General features: G+C 54.8%; 8 protein-coding genes. All 8 read left to right on the top strand.

Translation table 11 applies throughout. The features are described 5' to 3' along the window. Positions 1–27 precede the first annotated feature (27 nt). The 8 genes from BM030_RS07625 to BM030_RS07590 are packed head-to-tail and all read left to right on the top strand — an operon-like array spanning position 28 to position 15,812. Complete coding sequence (locus tag BM030_RS07625; protein ID WP_170845657.1) at positions 28–1,908, top strand: RagB/SusD family nutrient uptake outer membrane protein; 1,881 nt, start codon at positions 28–30, stop codon at positions 1,906–1,908. A 19-nt stretch (positions 1,909–1,927) separates the two neighbouring features. After that, on the top strand, positions 1,928–3,637 hold the full coding sequence (locus BM030_RS07620; protein ID WP_244518769.1) for a polysaccharide lyase: 1,710 nt from the start codon (positions 1,928–1,930) through the stop codon (positions 3,635–3,637). Between the two features lie 11 nt (positions 3,638–3,648). Further along, positions 3,649–6,405 carry an alpha-d-galacturonidase gene (locus BM030_RS07615; protein WP_090972868.1) on the top strand — a complete coding sequence of 919 codons (2,757 nt, stop codon included), beginning with the start codon at positions 3,649–3,651 and terminating at the stop codon, positions 6,403–6,405. Positions 6,406–6,423: 18 nt separating this feature from the next. Then, the gene (locus BM030_RS07610; RefSeq protein ID WP_090972866.1) at positions 6,424–7,794 is read left to right on the top strand and encodes a glycoside hydrolase family 140 protein; all 1,371 of its coding nucleotides are present in this window, start codon (positions 6,424–6,426) and stop codon (positions 7,792–7,794) included. 3 nt (positions 7,795–7,797) lie between these two features. Beyond that, positions 7,798–10,605 carry a glycoside hydrolase family 2 TIM barrel-domain containing protein gene (locus tag BM030_RS07605; RefSeq protein WP_090972864.1) on the top strand — a complete coding sequence of 936 codons (2,808 nt, stop codon included), beginning with the start codon at positions 7,798–7,800 and terminating at the stop codon, positions 10,603–10,605. After that, positions 10,574–13,105 (top strand): L-rhamnose mutarotase, encoded by a 2,532-nt coding sequence (locus BM030_RS07600; protein ID WP_244518767.1) that lies wholly within the window; start codon positions 10,574–10,576, stop codon positions 13,103–13,105. The genes BM030_RS07605 and BM030_RS07600 overlap by 32 nt, the downstream gene beginning before the upstream one ends. Positions 13,106–13,122: 17 nt before the next feature. Continuing rightward, positions 13,123–14,226: a Gfo/Idh/MocA family protein gene (locus tag BM030_RS07595; protein ID WP_090972860.1), complete on the top strand. Its 1,104-nt coding sequence runs from the start codon at positions 13,123–13,125 to the stop codon at positions 14,224–14,226. Positions 14,227–14,231: 5 nt separating this feature from the next. After that, positions 14,232–15,812: a sodium:solute symporter family transporter gene (locus BM030_RS07590; RefSeq protein ID WP_090972858.1), complete on the top strand. Its 1,581-nt coding sequence runs from the start codon at positions 14,232–14,234 to the stop codon at positions 15,810–15,812. The last annotated feature ends 24 nt before the right edge of the window (positions 15,813–15,836 follow it).

Here is a 15,836-nt window from a genome sequence, read left to right as displayed (position 1 = left end):
TCAGTTGATAACAATAAATTGATGAATATGAAAACATTATTTTTTCGCCTTTCCTTGTGGGTTTTGCTCATGGGGATGGTGAGTTCCTGTTCGTTGGATGAATGGAATCCATCCACCGTGGATTTGGAAACAGCCTATAAGTACAGGGACGGATTCGAAAGCCTGGTCAATTACTGTTATGATGCGCTCTATTATTTCTATGGCAAGATCGATGGCATCGGTGCAATGGAGATGGGCACAGACCTATGGTCCAATGTGGGTAATGGCGAAACGGGATTTATTCTCTACAACAGCAACATGGCTCCGCAGTTGGGCACGCTGAATACGATATGGCAGGGGATGTATGCCACCGTTAATTATTGTAATACCGCTATCTATTACGCTCCGCTTGTTGAAGATTATACCGAGGAAGAGCGGAATGCCAAAGTGGCCGAGGCTCACTTTCTGCGGGCATGGGCCAATTGGCATCTGGTGGAACAGTTCGGCGGTGTGGTACTGAATACCCAACCGTCATCGGTTACCGGTCCGCAGAACAGCCCGGTACGAAGTTCAGAAGAAGCGTTTTATGACCTGATCATATCGGATTTGCAATTTGCCTGCCAGCACCTGCCGGACCAATCAGGGGCCGAACGCGGACGCGTGGCAAAAAAAGCGGCTTATGCCATGCTGGCGAAGGCTTGCCTGCAACGGACCCGCTTGGGGGATAGCCAACAGTACGCGAAAATGGCGCTTGATGCAGCCGAAGAGCTTATCAATAACCAAGGCCGGTATGGTATTGCGCTTTATCAGAGCGACGCAGAACGCTCGGGATTTGCCAAGCTGTGGGATGGTATGAACAATAAAGACAACACAGAGTTCCTGTTCCTCGAGGCGGTTGACCATCTGGCAGGCCGTAACCCTGAAGGGTGGAACCGCGGCCGCACGCGACAGTATTACCTGATGGATGCGCGGACCACAGGCGCCCCATGGGGTACGCAGGAAAACGATGCATGGCTGGGAAGAGCGAACACCCGTCAGTTCAAGCCAACAAAATACCTGCTGACAACCTTGTTTGAACCGGTCGAAGATCCAGCGGATACCCGCTTTAAGGAAACCTTTTTTTACGAATATTATAATGCCACTTGGTTGGATGTTGTAATCAGCCAGCAGATGGTCAACCAATACGGTAAAAACCCTAATCTGGTAGGCCGTGTCATCAAAAACACCGCCGCCACGGGCAGCAGTCTGGTAGAGGGAAACCGTGCAATCAATCATATGGGCTTGGTGAATATGGTGGATGATGACGGCGACGGGTGGCTCGACGGCCTTTCGGTGTTTACACCCAACTGGGTTATGCCTGCTTCGGATAAGGCCGATTTGCCGTTTTGGGTGGTGGATCCTTCTGATTGGTTTGATGCTAATGGCCGCTGGGTTACAGCCGAGACCCACCCGATGGGTACCTATTACCGTGAAATTTACCCTTCACTGAAAAAGTTTTCGAGTATAGAATGGGTGTACGACAGGCAATACTGGATGGGAGATATTCCGATTATCCGGTTGGGAGAGGTTTACCTGATCGCTGCCGAGGCGGCATTGCTTTACAACAACGATGTAGCAAAAGCATTGAACTTCGTAAATGAAATCCGCAGGCGCGCGGCAGTAAGCGGCCGGCAGCACGAGATGGAAATTACTGCGGCCGAGCTATCGCTAGATTTTATCCTGGCCGAGAGGGGACGTGAACTGGCCGGTGAACAAACCCGGTGGTATGATCTCAAACGAATGGGTAAGCTAACAAACGAGTACCTGCGGAGCACTAACCCAGAAATTCTGTCGTTTGATCCGGCTAAACATATCGTACGTCCGATTCCACAAACGTTTATGGATGCGATTGCCAATCCGGCCGAATTCGGACAGAATACCACTTACTGACATGCGCAAACTGATCAATATGATGAAGAGAACGCTTAAGATGGCGGGCGGGCTTTCTTTGCTTTTCGCCTTATACGGGCCGTATGGTATAACACCCGCCCACGCCCAATATCCTGTAATACCGCCTGTTTTTCAACAGCGGACGGATTCCATCCTGGAATTGGAGGAAGCGCGGCTTCAGGCGTACTGGGAACGCGAAGGCAAGGCAACGGTTGAGCGTCAGGCCCGCGCGGGAAGGCCTTATGTTCCCTGGGCCGCTTACCCGTTAGACCTTGTCAGGGCCGACATTCCGGCATTTCCCGGGGCGGAAGGGGGCGGTGCCTTCACGCCAGGGGGGCGCGGCGGAAAAGTTTATGTGGTAACTAGCTTGGAAGATAACGGCCCTGGTACTTTCCGGGAAGCGTGCGAGGCGGCCGGCGCACGGGTTATCGTATTCAATGTAGCCGGTATCATTCATTTGGAGACACCTGTCGTCATTCAGGCACCGTATGTAACCATCGCTGGCCAGACCGCCCCCGGTGATGGAGTCTGTATTGCCGGAGAGACAGTAGCCATCGAAACCCACGATGTCATCATCCGGCATATGCGCTTTCGCCGGGGGAATACGGAGGTTACCCGCAGAGACGACGCCCTGGGAGGCGATGTCAAAGGCAACATCATCATTGACCACTGCTCGGTAAGCTGGGGCTTGGACGAAAACATATCCATTTACCGGAACATGTATACCGATGGCCAAGGCGTTAGGCATAAGTTGCCGGCTGTTAACATCACTATTCAAAACACCATATCATCCGAAGCATTGGATACGTATAACCATGCTTTCGGAAGTACGCTCGGTGGCTTGAACAGCACGTTTATCCGGAACCTCTGGGCCCACAACATCAGCCGCAACCCTTCCGTTGGGATGTATGGTGATTTCACGTTCGTTAACAATGTGCTGTTCAACTGGTGGAACCGCACGGTGGACGGCGGTGACCACCGCTCCTTGTTCAACATTATCAATAACTATTACAAGCCCGGTCCGATTACGCCAACGGACAGACCGATTGCACATCGGATATTAAAGCCCGAGGCTGACCGGTCGCGCAAGGATTCTTCGGTTTACGGCAGGGCATATGTAGCCGGTAACGTGGTTGAAAACAACCCCCTTGTTACAGCAGACAACTGGGCAGGGGGTGTTCAGGTAGGCAGCAGGCCGGATGCCGGGGACCATGCCAGCCTAATCCGTGCAGACCGTCCGTTCCCGATGGCATCGCTTACGATCTACAGTGCGGAAGAGGCCTATCGGTATGTGTTAAGGCATGTAGGAGCTACACTGCCCCGGCGTGATGCTGTGGACGAACGTATCATCCGGGAGGTGGCAACCGGCAAGCTGGATCGTGAGCAGGGGCTGGAAATCGAATCGACCGGATTTGTCAATAGGCGGCTGCCCTCCGACTCGTACAAGCGAGGTATTATTACCGATGTCAGCCAAGTGGGAGGATACCCGGAGTACAGCGGCGAACCCTATCCGGACACTGATGGCGACGGCATGCCCGACGCGTGGGAAGTCCGTTACGGTTTGGATCCGCACGATCCATCAGATGCCAATGGCGATATCAACGGAGACGGCTATACCAACATCGAAAAATTTATCAACGGCATTGATCCAGCGGTAAAAGTAGATTGGACAAAACCGGAAAACAACAAAGATACACTTGAAGGCAAATCCAGGATTTTTGAGCAATAGTACAATCGTTTATGAGCAGATGTTCCTTTTTACTGGTTATATGGATAGGATTGAATGTATTGGCCGGCGGGATTGCAAATGCGCAACAAGCTTCCCGCGAGCTGACCATCATTGCGCCCCAACAGACGAACCCGCGGGTAAGCTTCGGGCTAGAAAAGCTAACCGCTGCGTTGACGGACGCCGGGTATGCGGTTACTGTGAAAGATAACACTGCGGGTGCCGGCACGGACGACTGGTTGGCAGTGAGGATTGCCGATAGCGCAGCGTCTTTGCCAAAAGAAGCCTTCCGGATCCGTATGGCAGCGGACGGCAAAGGAGAGCTGACCGGCGGAGACGCAACCGGCGTGTTGTACGGTTGCATGGAACTGGCCCGGCGCATAATGGAACACGACGAAATGCCCGCTCCACTCGATGTGACCGACCAGCCGGAGATGGTGTTACGGGGTACAGCCATCGGTATCCAGAAGCCGTATTACCTGCCCGGACGCACCGTGTACGAATATCCGTATACACCGGACGTCTTTCCCTGGCTTTATGACAGGGATCTTTGGATCCGCTACCTGGACATGCTGCTCGAAAACCGCTACAATTCCCTTTACCTCTGGAACGGACATCCGTTCGCATCGTTGGTGAAGGTGGACGATTATCCTTATGCCGTGGAAGTTGATGAGGCAACATTCAGGAAAAACGAAGCGCTCTTTGCTTTCCTGACAGCTGAGGCCGACAAACGTGGCATCTGGATTATCCAAATGTTTTACAATATCATCGTTTCTAAGCCCTTTGCCGGACACCACGGCATTAAGACGCAGGATCGTAATCGGCCCATTATACCATTGATTGCGGATTACACACGGAAATCCATTGCCGCATTTGTGGAAAAATACCCGAACGTAGGACTGCTGGTCACGCTCGGGGAAGCCATGGAAGGTGTAGGGCAGGACGATGTGGACTGGTTCACGGAGACCGTTATCCCCGGTGTACAAGACGGGCTGGTTGCATTAGGCCTTGATGAAGAGCCGCCAATCGTGCTGCGCGCACATGATACCGATGCACCGCGCGTAATGGAGGCGGCTAAACCGTTGTACGGCAACCTGTATACGATGGCTAAGTATAACGGTGAGGCGCTCACTACGTACACGCCGCGGGGAAAGTGGGCCGAACTGCACCGGGCACTGAGCGCAGCTGCGCCGGTGCACATCCAGAATGTGCATATCCTGGCCAACTTGGAACCGTTCCGCTATGGGTCTCCGGATTTTATCCAGAAGTGTGTTATCGCCATGCATGAGGTTTATCGTTCCAACGGCTTGCACCTCTATCCGCAGGCTTCTTATTGGGACTGGCCTTATGCGGCCGACCGGATTTCGGCCGACTCCACCCGGCGGCTACTGCAGTTGGATCGCGACTGGATCTGGTACCGTGCTTGGGCGAGGTATGCATGGAACAGCAAGCGCCCCCGAGCCGGAGAGGAAACGTACTGGAGTTCTGTACTTGCCGATTACTACGGGCTGGATACGGCACGCGGAAAGGCGGTTTTGCGGGCCTATGAGGAAACCGGCGAAATCGCACCGAAATTGCTGCGCAGATATGGCATTACCGATGGCAACCGGCAGACGCTGACGCTGGGTATGTTTATGACACAGCTAATTAACCCCTACCGTTACAGCCTGTTTACGCTACTATATGAGTCTGAGGCACCGCCGGGCGAAATGATTATAGACGAGGCGCGCAAGCGGTGGCGTGGCGAGCCGCTCATCGGGGAAACGCCCAGCCGCGTGACGGAAGAGGTGGTGTCCCATGCGGAAGCAGCGGTGAGAGCTATTGAACAGGCGACTCCGGCCGTGACCCGGAACCGTGCGGAGTTTGAACGGCTACGCAACGATATCTACTGTTATGAGGCCTTAGCGAAGCACTTTGCAGCGAAAGTGAAGGCAGCGATGGCGGTATTGCGGTACAAGTATTCGCATGACGTGGCCGACCTGGAACGTGCCCGTCCGTTGCTTGCTGAAAGTGTGGCGCACTATGAAACGCTTGTGCACCTCACGGAGAACACCTATTACTACGCCAACAGCATGCAGACACCGCAGCGCCGCATCCCTATACGGGCTGCGGACGGCAAGTTTAAAACATGGAAAGAAATGCTGCCACTGTACCGGCGGGAATATGACAATTTTATCCGTAATATCGATTCGCTCAAATCGGCCGCAGGTAACCCGCAGGTAACCACAATCCGTCCGCTGACTCCTGCCGCAGTAAGCCTTCCGGACGGGCAGAAGCGATATACGGTCAGCGCGGGAAGCGGCGTGTTCTCCGACGGTGAGGCGCGCATCACCGCTGTTGCACCGGAAATCGAGGGATTGCAAGGTGTGGCGTTCGATCGCGACCGGCAACTTGGCGAACGCACTCGTCTCCGTTTTTCCGCCTCCGTTCCGGTGCAGGTACTGGTTGGTTATTTTGTGGAAGACAAAGTTCCATTTGGGGGCGATAACAGGAAGTCGCCATATGCCCCGAAACCTACTCTGGAACACGATGCCAGCGCCGGAGATTATGGCCAAGCCGATGTGAAGATAGCTAATGCCATTGCCGTAGGCGGCCTTCCAAGGGTGAACATCCATACATACTCGTTCCCGGCGGGCAATCACCAGCTCGAACTGCCCCAGGGGCTTTCGCTAGTACTGGGTTTTGTGGAGGCCGGGGTGCCGCTGCGTGTGTATGACGCAGGAGTGGGTGTGCTGGATGAAGATCGGGATATTGACTGGTTGTTTGAGTAACGAATCAATCTTTTTATCATGAGAGGTATTTATCTAAGTTTGACAGTGCTGGTGATGGCCTGTGCCGGTGACTACGAAGAGGCTGGCTCGTTAGGGGTGGCCGATAACGGACGGTATTTCGTGGATGCCGATGGAAGTCCTTTTTTCTGGTTGGGTGACACCGGCTGGCTGATCTTTTCCAAGTTGACCCAGGAGGAAGCGGAAATGTACCTGATTGACCGGAAGGAGAAGGGGTTCAACGTCATTCAGGTGATGCTGCTCCATACGCTGACCGCTGCGAATGCTTACGGCGATTCGGCACTGTACAACGCGGATGTGTCCATGCCGAATACGGGGGGGCTGAAAGATACCGCAGCACCGGGTTATTGGGAACTGGTGGATCATGTGGTGGATTTCGCGCGGCGGCAGGGGCTGTATATGGCGATGGTGCCTATATGGGGTACCAATGTCAAGGAGGGAAAGGTTACACCCCGGCAGGCCGAGGCATACGCGCGCTTTCTCGGTAACCGGTATAAAGACGATAAAAATGTGATTTGGTTGAATGGTGGCGACATCCGCGGCGATGATTCGATCGCCGTGTGGCAGGCCATCGGCCGGACATTGCGCGAGGTTAATCCCGGTAAGCTGACAACCTTCCACCCGCGGGGGCGTACCTCGTCCACGGATTGGTTCCATGAGGAATCCTGGCTGGATTTCAACATGTTCCAGTCGGGTCACCGGCGTTACGACCAAGATACGTCGTCCAATGAAAAACATCATTACGGTGAAGACAACTGGCGTTACGTTGCTTTTGATTATTCTCTGCAGCCTGCCAAACCCACGTTGGACGGCGAGCCTTCGTATGAAGGGATTCCTCAGGGCTTGCATGACCCCGGGGAACCGGTGTGGACGGATGCCGATGTGCGCCGATACGCCTACTGGTCGGTCTTCGCCGGCGCATGCGGGTTCACCTATGGCCACAATTCCGTCATGCAGTTCCACCGGCTAACGGATACCGTACCGGCTTTCGGGGCAACGATGCCCTGGACCGCTGCCATCCATGCCCCTGGGGCACAGCAGATGAAACACCTAAAGTCATTGATGCTTTCGCGGCCATTTCTGGAACGGGTGCCCGACCAGGGGCTACTGGTGGCCAACGGCGAGCGGTATGCCTACCGCGCGGCTACGCGTGGCTCGGATTATGCCTTTATTTACGCGTACAACGGCGGTGAAATACACGTTAACATGGGGCGGATTTCAGGTAAGCGGGTAAAAGCGGCGTGGTTTGACCCGCGTACGGGCCATACCGAGGCCATAGGCGAATTGGACAACAGCGGTACCCACGTGTTCCGCGTACCGGGACCTGAACAGGATGGCAATGATTGGGTACTGATTTTGGATAGTGTATAACCGATGAGAATAAAAGGATTATACCGTATATTATCGTTTGCGTGGCTGACCCTTACGGCTGCCAATGCGCAGCAGACAGAGCGTGTTTACCTATCCGGCACGGGAAGCGACGACATGGTGACCTGGGATTTTTATTGTACGGATGGGATGAACGCCGGTAAGTGGTCTAAAATCGGTGTGCCGTCGTGCTGGGAATTGCAGGGGTTCGGGAAGTACGACTACGGGTTTGCGCCGGACAGCGTCCGAGGCAAGGAACTGGGCCTGTACCGACACCGTTTCCATATACCCCAGGAATGGAAAGGGAAGACGGTTAACATTGTGTTTGAAGGGGTGATGACCGATGCCGAGGTGCGCATTAACGGGAAGTCGGCGGGTCCGGTTCACCAGGGCGCGTTTTATGCGTTCCGCTATGACATCAGCGGTTTGCTTCACTACGGTAGGGAAAACCTGCTGGAGGTTACGGTGGCAAAGCATTCGGCCAATGAAAGCGTGAACAAGGCGGAGCGGCAGGCAGACTATTGGATTTTCGGCGGCATTTTCCGTCCGGTTTGGCTGGAGGTGCTGCCGGCGACCCATATCCGGCACTTGGCCATCGATGCGCATGCAGACGGTACCTTCACGGTGCAGGCCGAAGTTGCCGGCAAGCATTTGGATGGGGCCAGCCTGCATTTTATCGACGGTGCCGGTCGGCAGGTGGGGCCGCATTTTACGCTCGGGCAAACACCGGAAGGTTATACTGGTTCGGGGCGTCTGTCCGGTATCCGTTCCTGGAATCCCGAAGCTCCCCATCTGTATACGGCGGTGATTGCCCTGAAACGGGATGAGCAGGTTGTCCATCAAGTGCATCAGAAGACCGGTTTCCGGACCGTTGAGGTGCGGCAGCGCGACGGCATCTACATCAATGGGGTGAAAATTAAATTTAAAGGAATAAACCGTCATTCGTTCCGCCCCGAAACCGGCAGGACAACCAGTAAGCGCATCAGCATTGAGGATGTGGAGCTCATCAAAGCGATGAACATGAACGCCGTGCGCATGGCCCATTATCCGCCGGATGGGCACTTTCTGGAAGTGTGCGATTCGCTGGGGCTGTTCGTCATTGACGAGCTAGCGGGTTGGCATGGGCACTACGACACACCCACGGGCAGTAAGCTGGTGAAGGAGATGGTGATGCATGATGCCAAACATCCTTCGGTCGTCATCTGGGCCAACGGAAATGAAGGCGGGCACAATACGGAACTGGACACGCTTTTTGCGCTATACGATATCCAGCAACGGCCGGTGATTCATCCGTGGCAGCTGCATGGGGACATTGAAACCCAGCACTACCGGCAGTATAACTATGGCGTAGGCAACTACGAAAACGGACGCGAAATTGTGATGCCTACGGAGTTTTTGCACGGCTGGTTTGATGGCGGGCATGGCGCTGGGCTGGAAGACTATTGGCATCGGATGTGGCATAATCCGCTGAGTGCCGGCGGGTTTCTTTGGGATTTCGCCGACCAGGGGGTGGTGCGTCGCGACCTGCGTGACTCATTGGATACCGATAAGCACCGTGGGGCCGACGGCATCCTTGGGCCCCACCATGAAAAAGAAGGCAGCTTTTATGCCGTGAAGGAGATTTGGAGTCCTGTTCACGTGGAGCGGCGCGAAATTACCGAAGCTTTCGACGGTACGCTGACCATCGAAAACAGATATCATTTTACCAATACCAACAGCTGCCGTTTTTCCTGGCGGCTGGAGCACTTCGGCGGCGGAAGTCACGCACGCCCGGCACGGTCGGGTACAGCTGACAGTCCCGACATTCCGCCGCACGGCAAAGGAACTGTGCAACTCCCACTTCCGCCGGACTGGGCGGCCTACGATGTGCTGTATGTGTCGGTTCACGATCCCTACGAACGCGAGCTGTTTACCTGGAGCTTTGCCATTACCCGTCCGGCTGCGCTGGCGGAACGTATGGTAAGCCTATCCGGCAGCGGCGCAATCACCCTGACGTTGGATTCCCTGTACCGGATTCGTGTGGGCGACGTCAGTCTGGCTATTGACAGGCATACGGGGCTACTCAACGCCGTAAACAACGCCAAAGGAACTATCCCGTTGTCCGAGGGCCCGACGGTGCATGAAGGGACAACGAACTTTGGCGGTTTCAGTCACCGCTACGACCCGGATAGCAATCTTATCATCGCTTCCACCTTTGACCGCGACACCCATTTTAACATGCTACGATGGACGGTTTACCCTTCCGGTTGGGTGAAGATGGAGGTCAGCTATTTCCCGGCCGCGTTGAATACCCGCATGCTGGGGGTAAACTTCACTTTTCCGGAAGACAGCATCCGGTCTGTCACTTACTTGGGGAAAGGGCCTTACCGCGTTTGGAAAAACCGGTTAAAAGGGGGGCGTCTGGCGCGGTGGACCAAGAGGTATAACAATACGGAAACGGGAGAACAATGGGTTTATCCAGAGTTCAAAGGATATCACGCTAATTTTTATGGCGGAATATTCCGTACAGGTACACAGATGTTTACCGTGTTTGCCGAAACCGAAGACCTGTTTCTGAGACTGTTTACACCGGCCTGGAAAACCGATCAGTGGCACAACTACGAGCCGCATTTTCCGCCTGGAGATATTTCCTTTATGCATGCTATTGCTGCCATTGGCAGCCGCACGCAAACCGCGGAATCTACCGGCCCGATGGGGATGAAAAATATCCTGTATGATTATGAACGCGATCCATCCAGAGCCCTGCGGATGGTGGTTTATTTTAACTTTTCAGCAGACCAACATGATGATTTTTGGAAAGAACCCGTTGATTGATTTTCTGTTGACCATGGTAGCGCTGGTTCTGTGGGCTTCCCCGGCGAGGGCTACGGAAATCTGGGTGTCGCCCCAGGGGAAATCCTCGGGTGACGGCACCGCGGGGAGTCCGTATGCCACGGTAAGCGAGGCCCTGCGGAAAGCGCGAGAGCTACGCAGGATGGGCGACCCGTCCGTGGCGCAGGGAATAACCATTATTGTAAGGGACGGCGAATACTGGTTGGAAGAGCCCATTTTTGTACGGCCGGAAGACAGCGGTACGGCCCAAAGTCCCACGGTGGTGCGTGCCGACCGCGGAGCGCAGCCGGTGCTCAGTGGCGGCCGCCTGATATCCGGGTGGCGAAAGGCGGGAAAGATGGATGGCATTGCCGCGGCCGCTGCGGGACACCTATGGGTGGCTGAGGCGCCTCGTATTGCTGGCAACGTGGTTGATTTCAGGCAACTTTGGATAAACGGCCGTAAAGCACAGCGCAGCCGCAGCCACCGCGGAACGGAAATGGGCCGGATTTTGTCTTGGAACCACGAAGAACAAACCTGCTGGGTACCGTTGCCGGAAAATACCGGTTTCCGTTTTGAGGAGGGCATGGAGCTTTTTATCCAGCAGTGGTGGGCTATCGCCATGCTGCGCATCGCTGAGGTTGAGGTGCAAGGTGACAGTGCGAGGCTGTCGTTCTACCAACCGGAGAGCCGTATACAGTCCGAACATCCCTGGCCGGCGCCTTGGATATCTGAAGAGACCGGCAATTCGGCATACTGGCTGACCAACGCTCGGCAGTTTCTTGACGAACCGGGTGAATGGTACTTGGATAAGCGGGCTGGAAAGCTGTATTACTGGCCGCGCGAAGGTGAAAATATGACCACCGCGGAGGTGATCTATCCCGTGCTGGAAACGCTGTTGATCCTTCAGGGCAGTGCTGATCGGCCGGTGCGTGATGTCCGTTTTGAGGGCATCACCTTCCGGTACAGCACCTGGTTGCGCCCGTCGGCCTTTGGGCATGTGCCGTTGCAGGCCGGTATGTACCTGCTGGACGCGTACAAGTTAAAGCCCCCGGGTACGCCCGGTCGGCCGTCGCTGGAAAACCAAGCCTGGGTGGGGCGGCCCCCGGCGGCCGTGCAGTTTAGCTTTACGGCCAATACAGCAGTGGAGCATTGCCGGTTCGAACACCTCGCTGCTACCGCCTTGGACTTTGTGAAGGGCAATAACGGTGACCGTGCTGTGGGTAATGTATTCAGTGACGTGGGGGGCAGCGGCGTGCTGCTGGGCACGTTTTCGGAAGAGGCGACCGAGGCTCACCTGCCGTACCTCCCCTTCGACCTGCGGGAACTGACGCGGCAGGTTTATGTGGCCAACAATGTGATAACTGACGTCGCCAACGAAGATTGGGGCTGCGTAGGCATCGGAGCGGGCTTCGTGCGGGGGGTGGTCATTGAACACAATGATATTAGCGAAGTGAGCTACACCGGTATCAGCTTGGGGTGGGGATGGACGCCAGCGGTAAACGCCATGCAGCACAACCGCGTGGTGGCAAACCGCATTTGCCGGTATGGCAAACACCTATATGATGTGGCAGGCATTTACACGCTTTCCGCCCAACCAGGCACACTTATCGCCGAGAATAGCATAGATAGTATCTACAAAGCGCCGTATGCACATCTTCCGGATCATTGGTTCTACCTGTATACCGACGAGGGAACGGCGTATGCGACTTTAAGGGACAATTGGTATCCTTCCGATAAAACGCTGCAGAATGCCAACGGACCTGGCAACACTTGGGAATATAATGGCCCGGCGGTAGATCCGGCTGTCCGCGACAGTGCAGGGCTCACGGCCGACTTCCGGCAGTTGGCACGTTATCGGAAGCTATATGATGACCGGTACGAGATTAACACACATGTGCCATTCACCAAGCCTGTAGTCGTGCAGGTCGAAGCTGCCGGACATCCGGATATCCAGGCGGCTACGCTAGAAGCGATTGCCAAAAAGCAGGGAGATCCCCAACCCGAAATCAGGCGTTGGAACGACCGCTATGTACTGATAACCCGTGATGCGGTGGCTAAGAAATTTCACGGTGCCATGCTGGCACTGTACCCCCGCGTGCGGACCACCGTTTTTAACGACCTGTTCTATGCATTTGACCGTGCAGACTGTTCAGACGCCACACAACAGACTTCCGTAGACTTCGTACTGCTGACGGCCAATCTGGTGGACGACGAACGGCAGCAGCAGGCTTATTTTGACTACCATGAACGCCAACGCTCGGATTGGCCTGAAGTGGTCCAAGGGTTCTGCCGAGCGGAGTTCCAGGAAGTGTTGCTCTATCGCAGCGGCCGTCAACTGATGCTGATGATCACGTTTCCCGTGGGGAAAGATTTCCAGCAGCTTAACCGCAAGACCGTAGAGGGGAATCCGCGTGTGGATGAATGGAACCGGCTGATGAGCGTGTATCAGCAAGGAATACCGGGAGCATCACCCGGTGAAACATGGGTATATTTTAAATAGTAGTAGTCTTTATCTTTATGCAATATCAGACGATTAAGCCATTGCGACTGGGTATTTTAGGTTTGGGAGAAGGCCGAAGTACGCTGGCCGCGGCATTGGCCAGTCCCTGGATTGAATTGGTGCGTATTTGCGACATCAACGAATCATTGGGCCGCCAGCGGATGAAAGAATTTGATTTTCATGCTTACACGGCAAATTATCAGGATCTGCTGGATGACCCCAGCATTGATGCGGTGGCCATTTATACGCCGGACCAACTGCATGCCGCGCATGTGCGGTCTGCGCTGGAACATGGCAAGCATGTGGTGTGTACCAAGCCATTCATCGACGACCTGAGTGATGCCCTGCCGCTGTTACGGCTGGCGGAACAGACAGGTAAACATGTGTTTGTGGGGCAGAGCTCCCGTTTTTTTGAGCCGATGATGCGCCAGCGCCGGGATTTTGAGGCGGGGGTGATAGGTGAGCTGATCACCGTAGAGGGATACTATCATGCAGATCATCGCTGGTTTCTTCAAAAAACCTGGGCATTGGAACCGTCATTTAAGTGGCTTTACGGCGGACTGAGTCATCCGGTCGATTTTATCCGGTGGTATTTACCGCAGATAACGGAGGTGATGGGTTATGGCATGTTGAGCCGTAACGGCCGGGCAGGAGGACTGCATCATGCGGACACGATGCATTTCATCTTCCGCGCGCGGGATGGCCGCATTGCCCGCGTAAGCGGCGCATATACCGGTCCGGTCCAGCCGGTGATGCGCGACAGCGAGATGAGCTGTATCCTCCGCGGTACCGAAGGGTGCAGTCAAGCGGACTACATGGATCTGCGCTACGCGGTAACCACCCGAACGGGGGAAGAACAGATTATTACGTGGGAGCATAAGCTTAAGCATTATTTCCGGTTTGAAGGAAAAAGCCACCATGCGGGGGAATACCAGAATTACCTGGAGTACTTTGCCCGGTCGGTCGCTGAAGGGACGGTGGCCTATCCTGACATGCAGGAGGGTATCGGCACGGTGGCACTGCTCCAGGCGATGGATCGTTCATTACAGACGGGTAAACCGGTTAAGCCAGCCGATTTGCTTGCCGAATTCGGTATTGAAGAATCAACTGTAAAGCTTTAGCAACCGTGGGCAGCATCGCAGATAAATTGACGATATGGGACTATGCCATCGTGGCGGGCTACTTGGTAGGACTGTTCCTGTTGGGCTTCAGCAGCCGGTTCAGACGCGGCGGCGGCGAGTCGCTGTTCCTTGCCGGAAAATCCCTCGGCTGGCCTAGCATAGGCTTCAACATGTGGGCCACCAATGTGGGGCCGTCTATGTTGCTCGCTTTCGCCAGTGTAGGCTACACCACAGGCATCGTGGCGGTTAATTTTGACTGGTATGCCTTCGTCTTTCTCTTTTTGCTGGCGGTAGTGTTTGCGCCACGGTATATGGCAGGCCGGGTAAGTACGCTGCCTGAATATATGGGGCAAAAGTATGGGGCGTCCACACAGACCATCTTGGCTTGGTATTCGCTCGTGAAAATGCTGATTTCGTGGCTTTCCCTCGGACTCTTTGCTGGCGGCTTTCTTGTGCGACAGGTGTTGGGTATCCCGATGTGGCAATCCGTGATTTTCATGGTGCTGTTTGCCGGTACGTTTGTGTACATGGGTGGATTGAAAGCGGTGGCGCGCATCAACATATTCCAGATGCTGCTGCTGATTGCGGTATCCTTGTTGCTTACCATTCTGGGGTTGGTCAAAGTGGGCGGACTCAGTGCGGTACTCCATTCAACGCCCGCACATTACTGGTCGCTCATCCGTCCGGCAACTGACCCGTATTACCCTTGGTATGCCATATTGCTGGGCTATCCGGTAGCGGCTATTGCCTTTTTCTGCACCGACCAGGCCATGGTGCAATCGGTTCTCGGGGCCAGGAACCTGGAACAGGGGCAGCTTGGCGTGAACTTTATTGGGTGGTTGAAAATTCTCTCCCTTCCGTTGTTCGTTTTTACTGGGGTGTTGTGTTATGTGCTGTTTCCCGGGCTGGACGACCCCACGGAAGCGTATATGACGATGGTTACCAGCCTGTTTCCAACCGGGCTTAATGGACTGGTCATTGTGGTGCTTATTGCCGTGCTGGTAGGCACCATCGGCTCGTCGTTGAATTCACTGAGCACCGTATTTACCATGGATATCTATGCTCGGTATATCCGTCCTGGAGCAAGCAGCCAGCAGTTGCTGCGCGTAGGGCGGGCTACCATTGTTGTGGGATGCCTTTTTGCGGTGTTGATGGCCATTGCCATTGACAACATCAAGGGCTTGAACCTGTTTGATGTATTCCAGTCTGTACTGGGCTTCATTGCACCCCCGCTTGCGGTGGTATTCTTGCTCTCGGTGTTCTGGAAACGCATGCATACGGTTGCAGTGAATGCCGTGCTCACCGTAGGGTCGGTGGTATCCCTGGGCGTCGGCGTATTGTACTTATGGGTGTTTCCAGCAGACAGCCATCCGTTTTGGCCTCACTACCTGATGCTGTCATTTTACCTGTTTCTGGCATTGGCGGCCATGGGCATGGCACTGTCGCTGTTGGGCCGCGGGGGGGAAGGGGTGCAGGACGGGGCAGGTGCAGTTCCGCTTCAACTGCAGCCGCCATCGCGCCGTGTGCGCTTGGCCTGGCTGGCGCTGTGGGTGGTTATGATCTGCCTCTACATCATTTTTAGTTAAGTTGAAGACAAGTAAAATCAAAAA

Source organism: Parapedobacter composti (assembly GCF_900112315.1).
Classification (GTDB): domain Bacteria; phylum Bacteroidota; class Bacteroidia; order Sphingobacteriales; family Sphingobacteriaceae; genus Parapedobacter; species Parapedobacter composti.
This window is presented reverse-complemented; position numbering and strand designations above follow the sequence as displayed.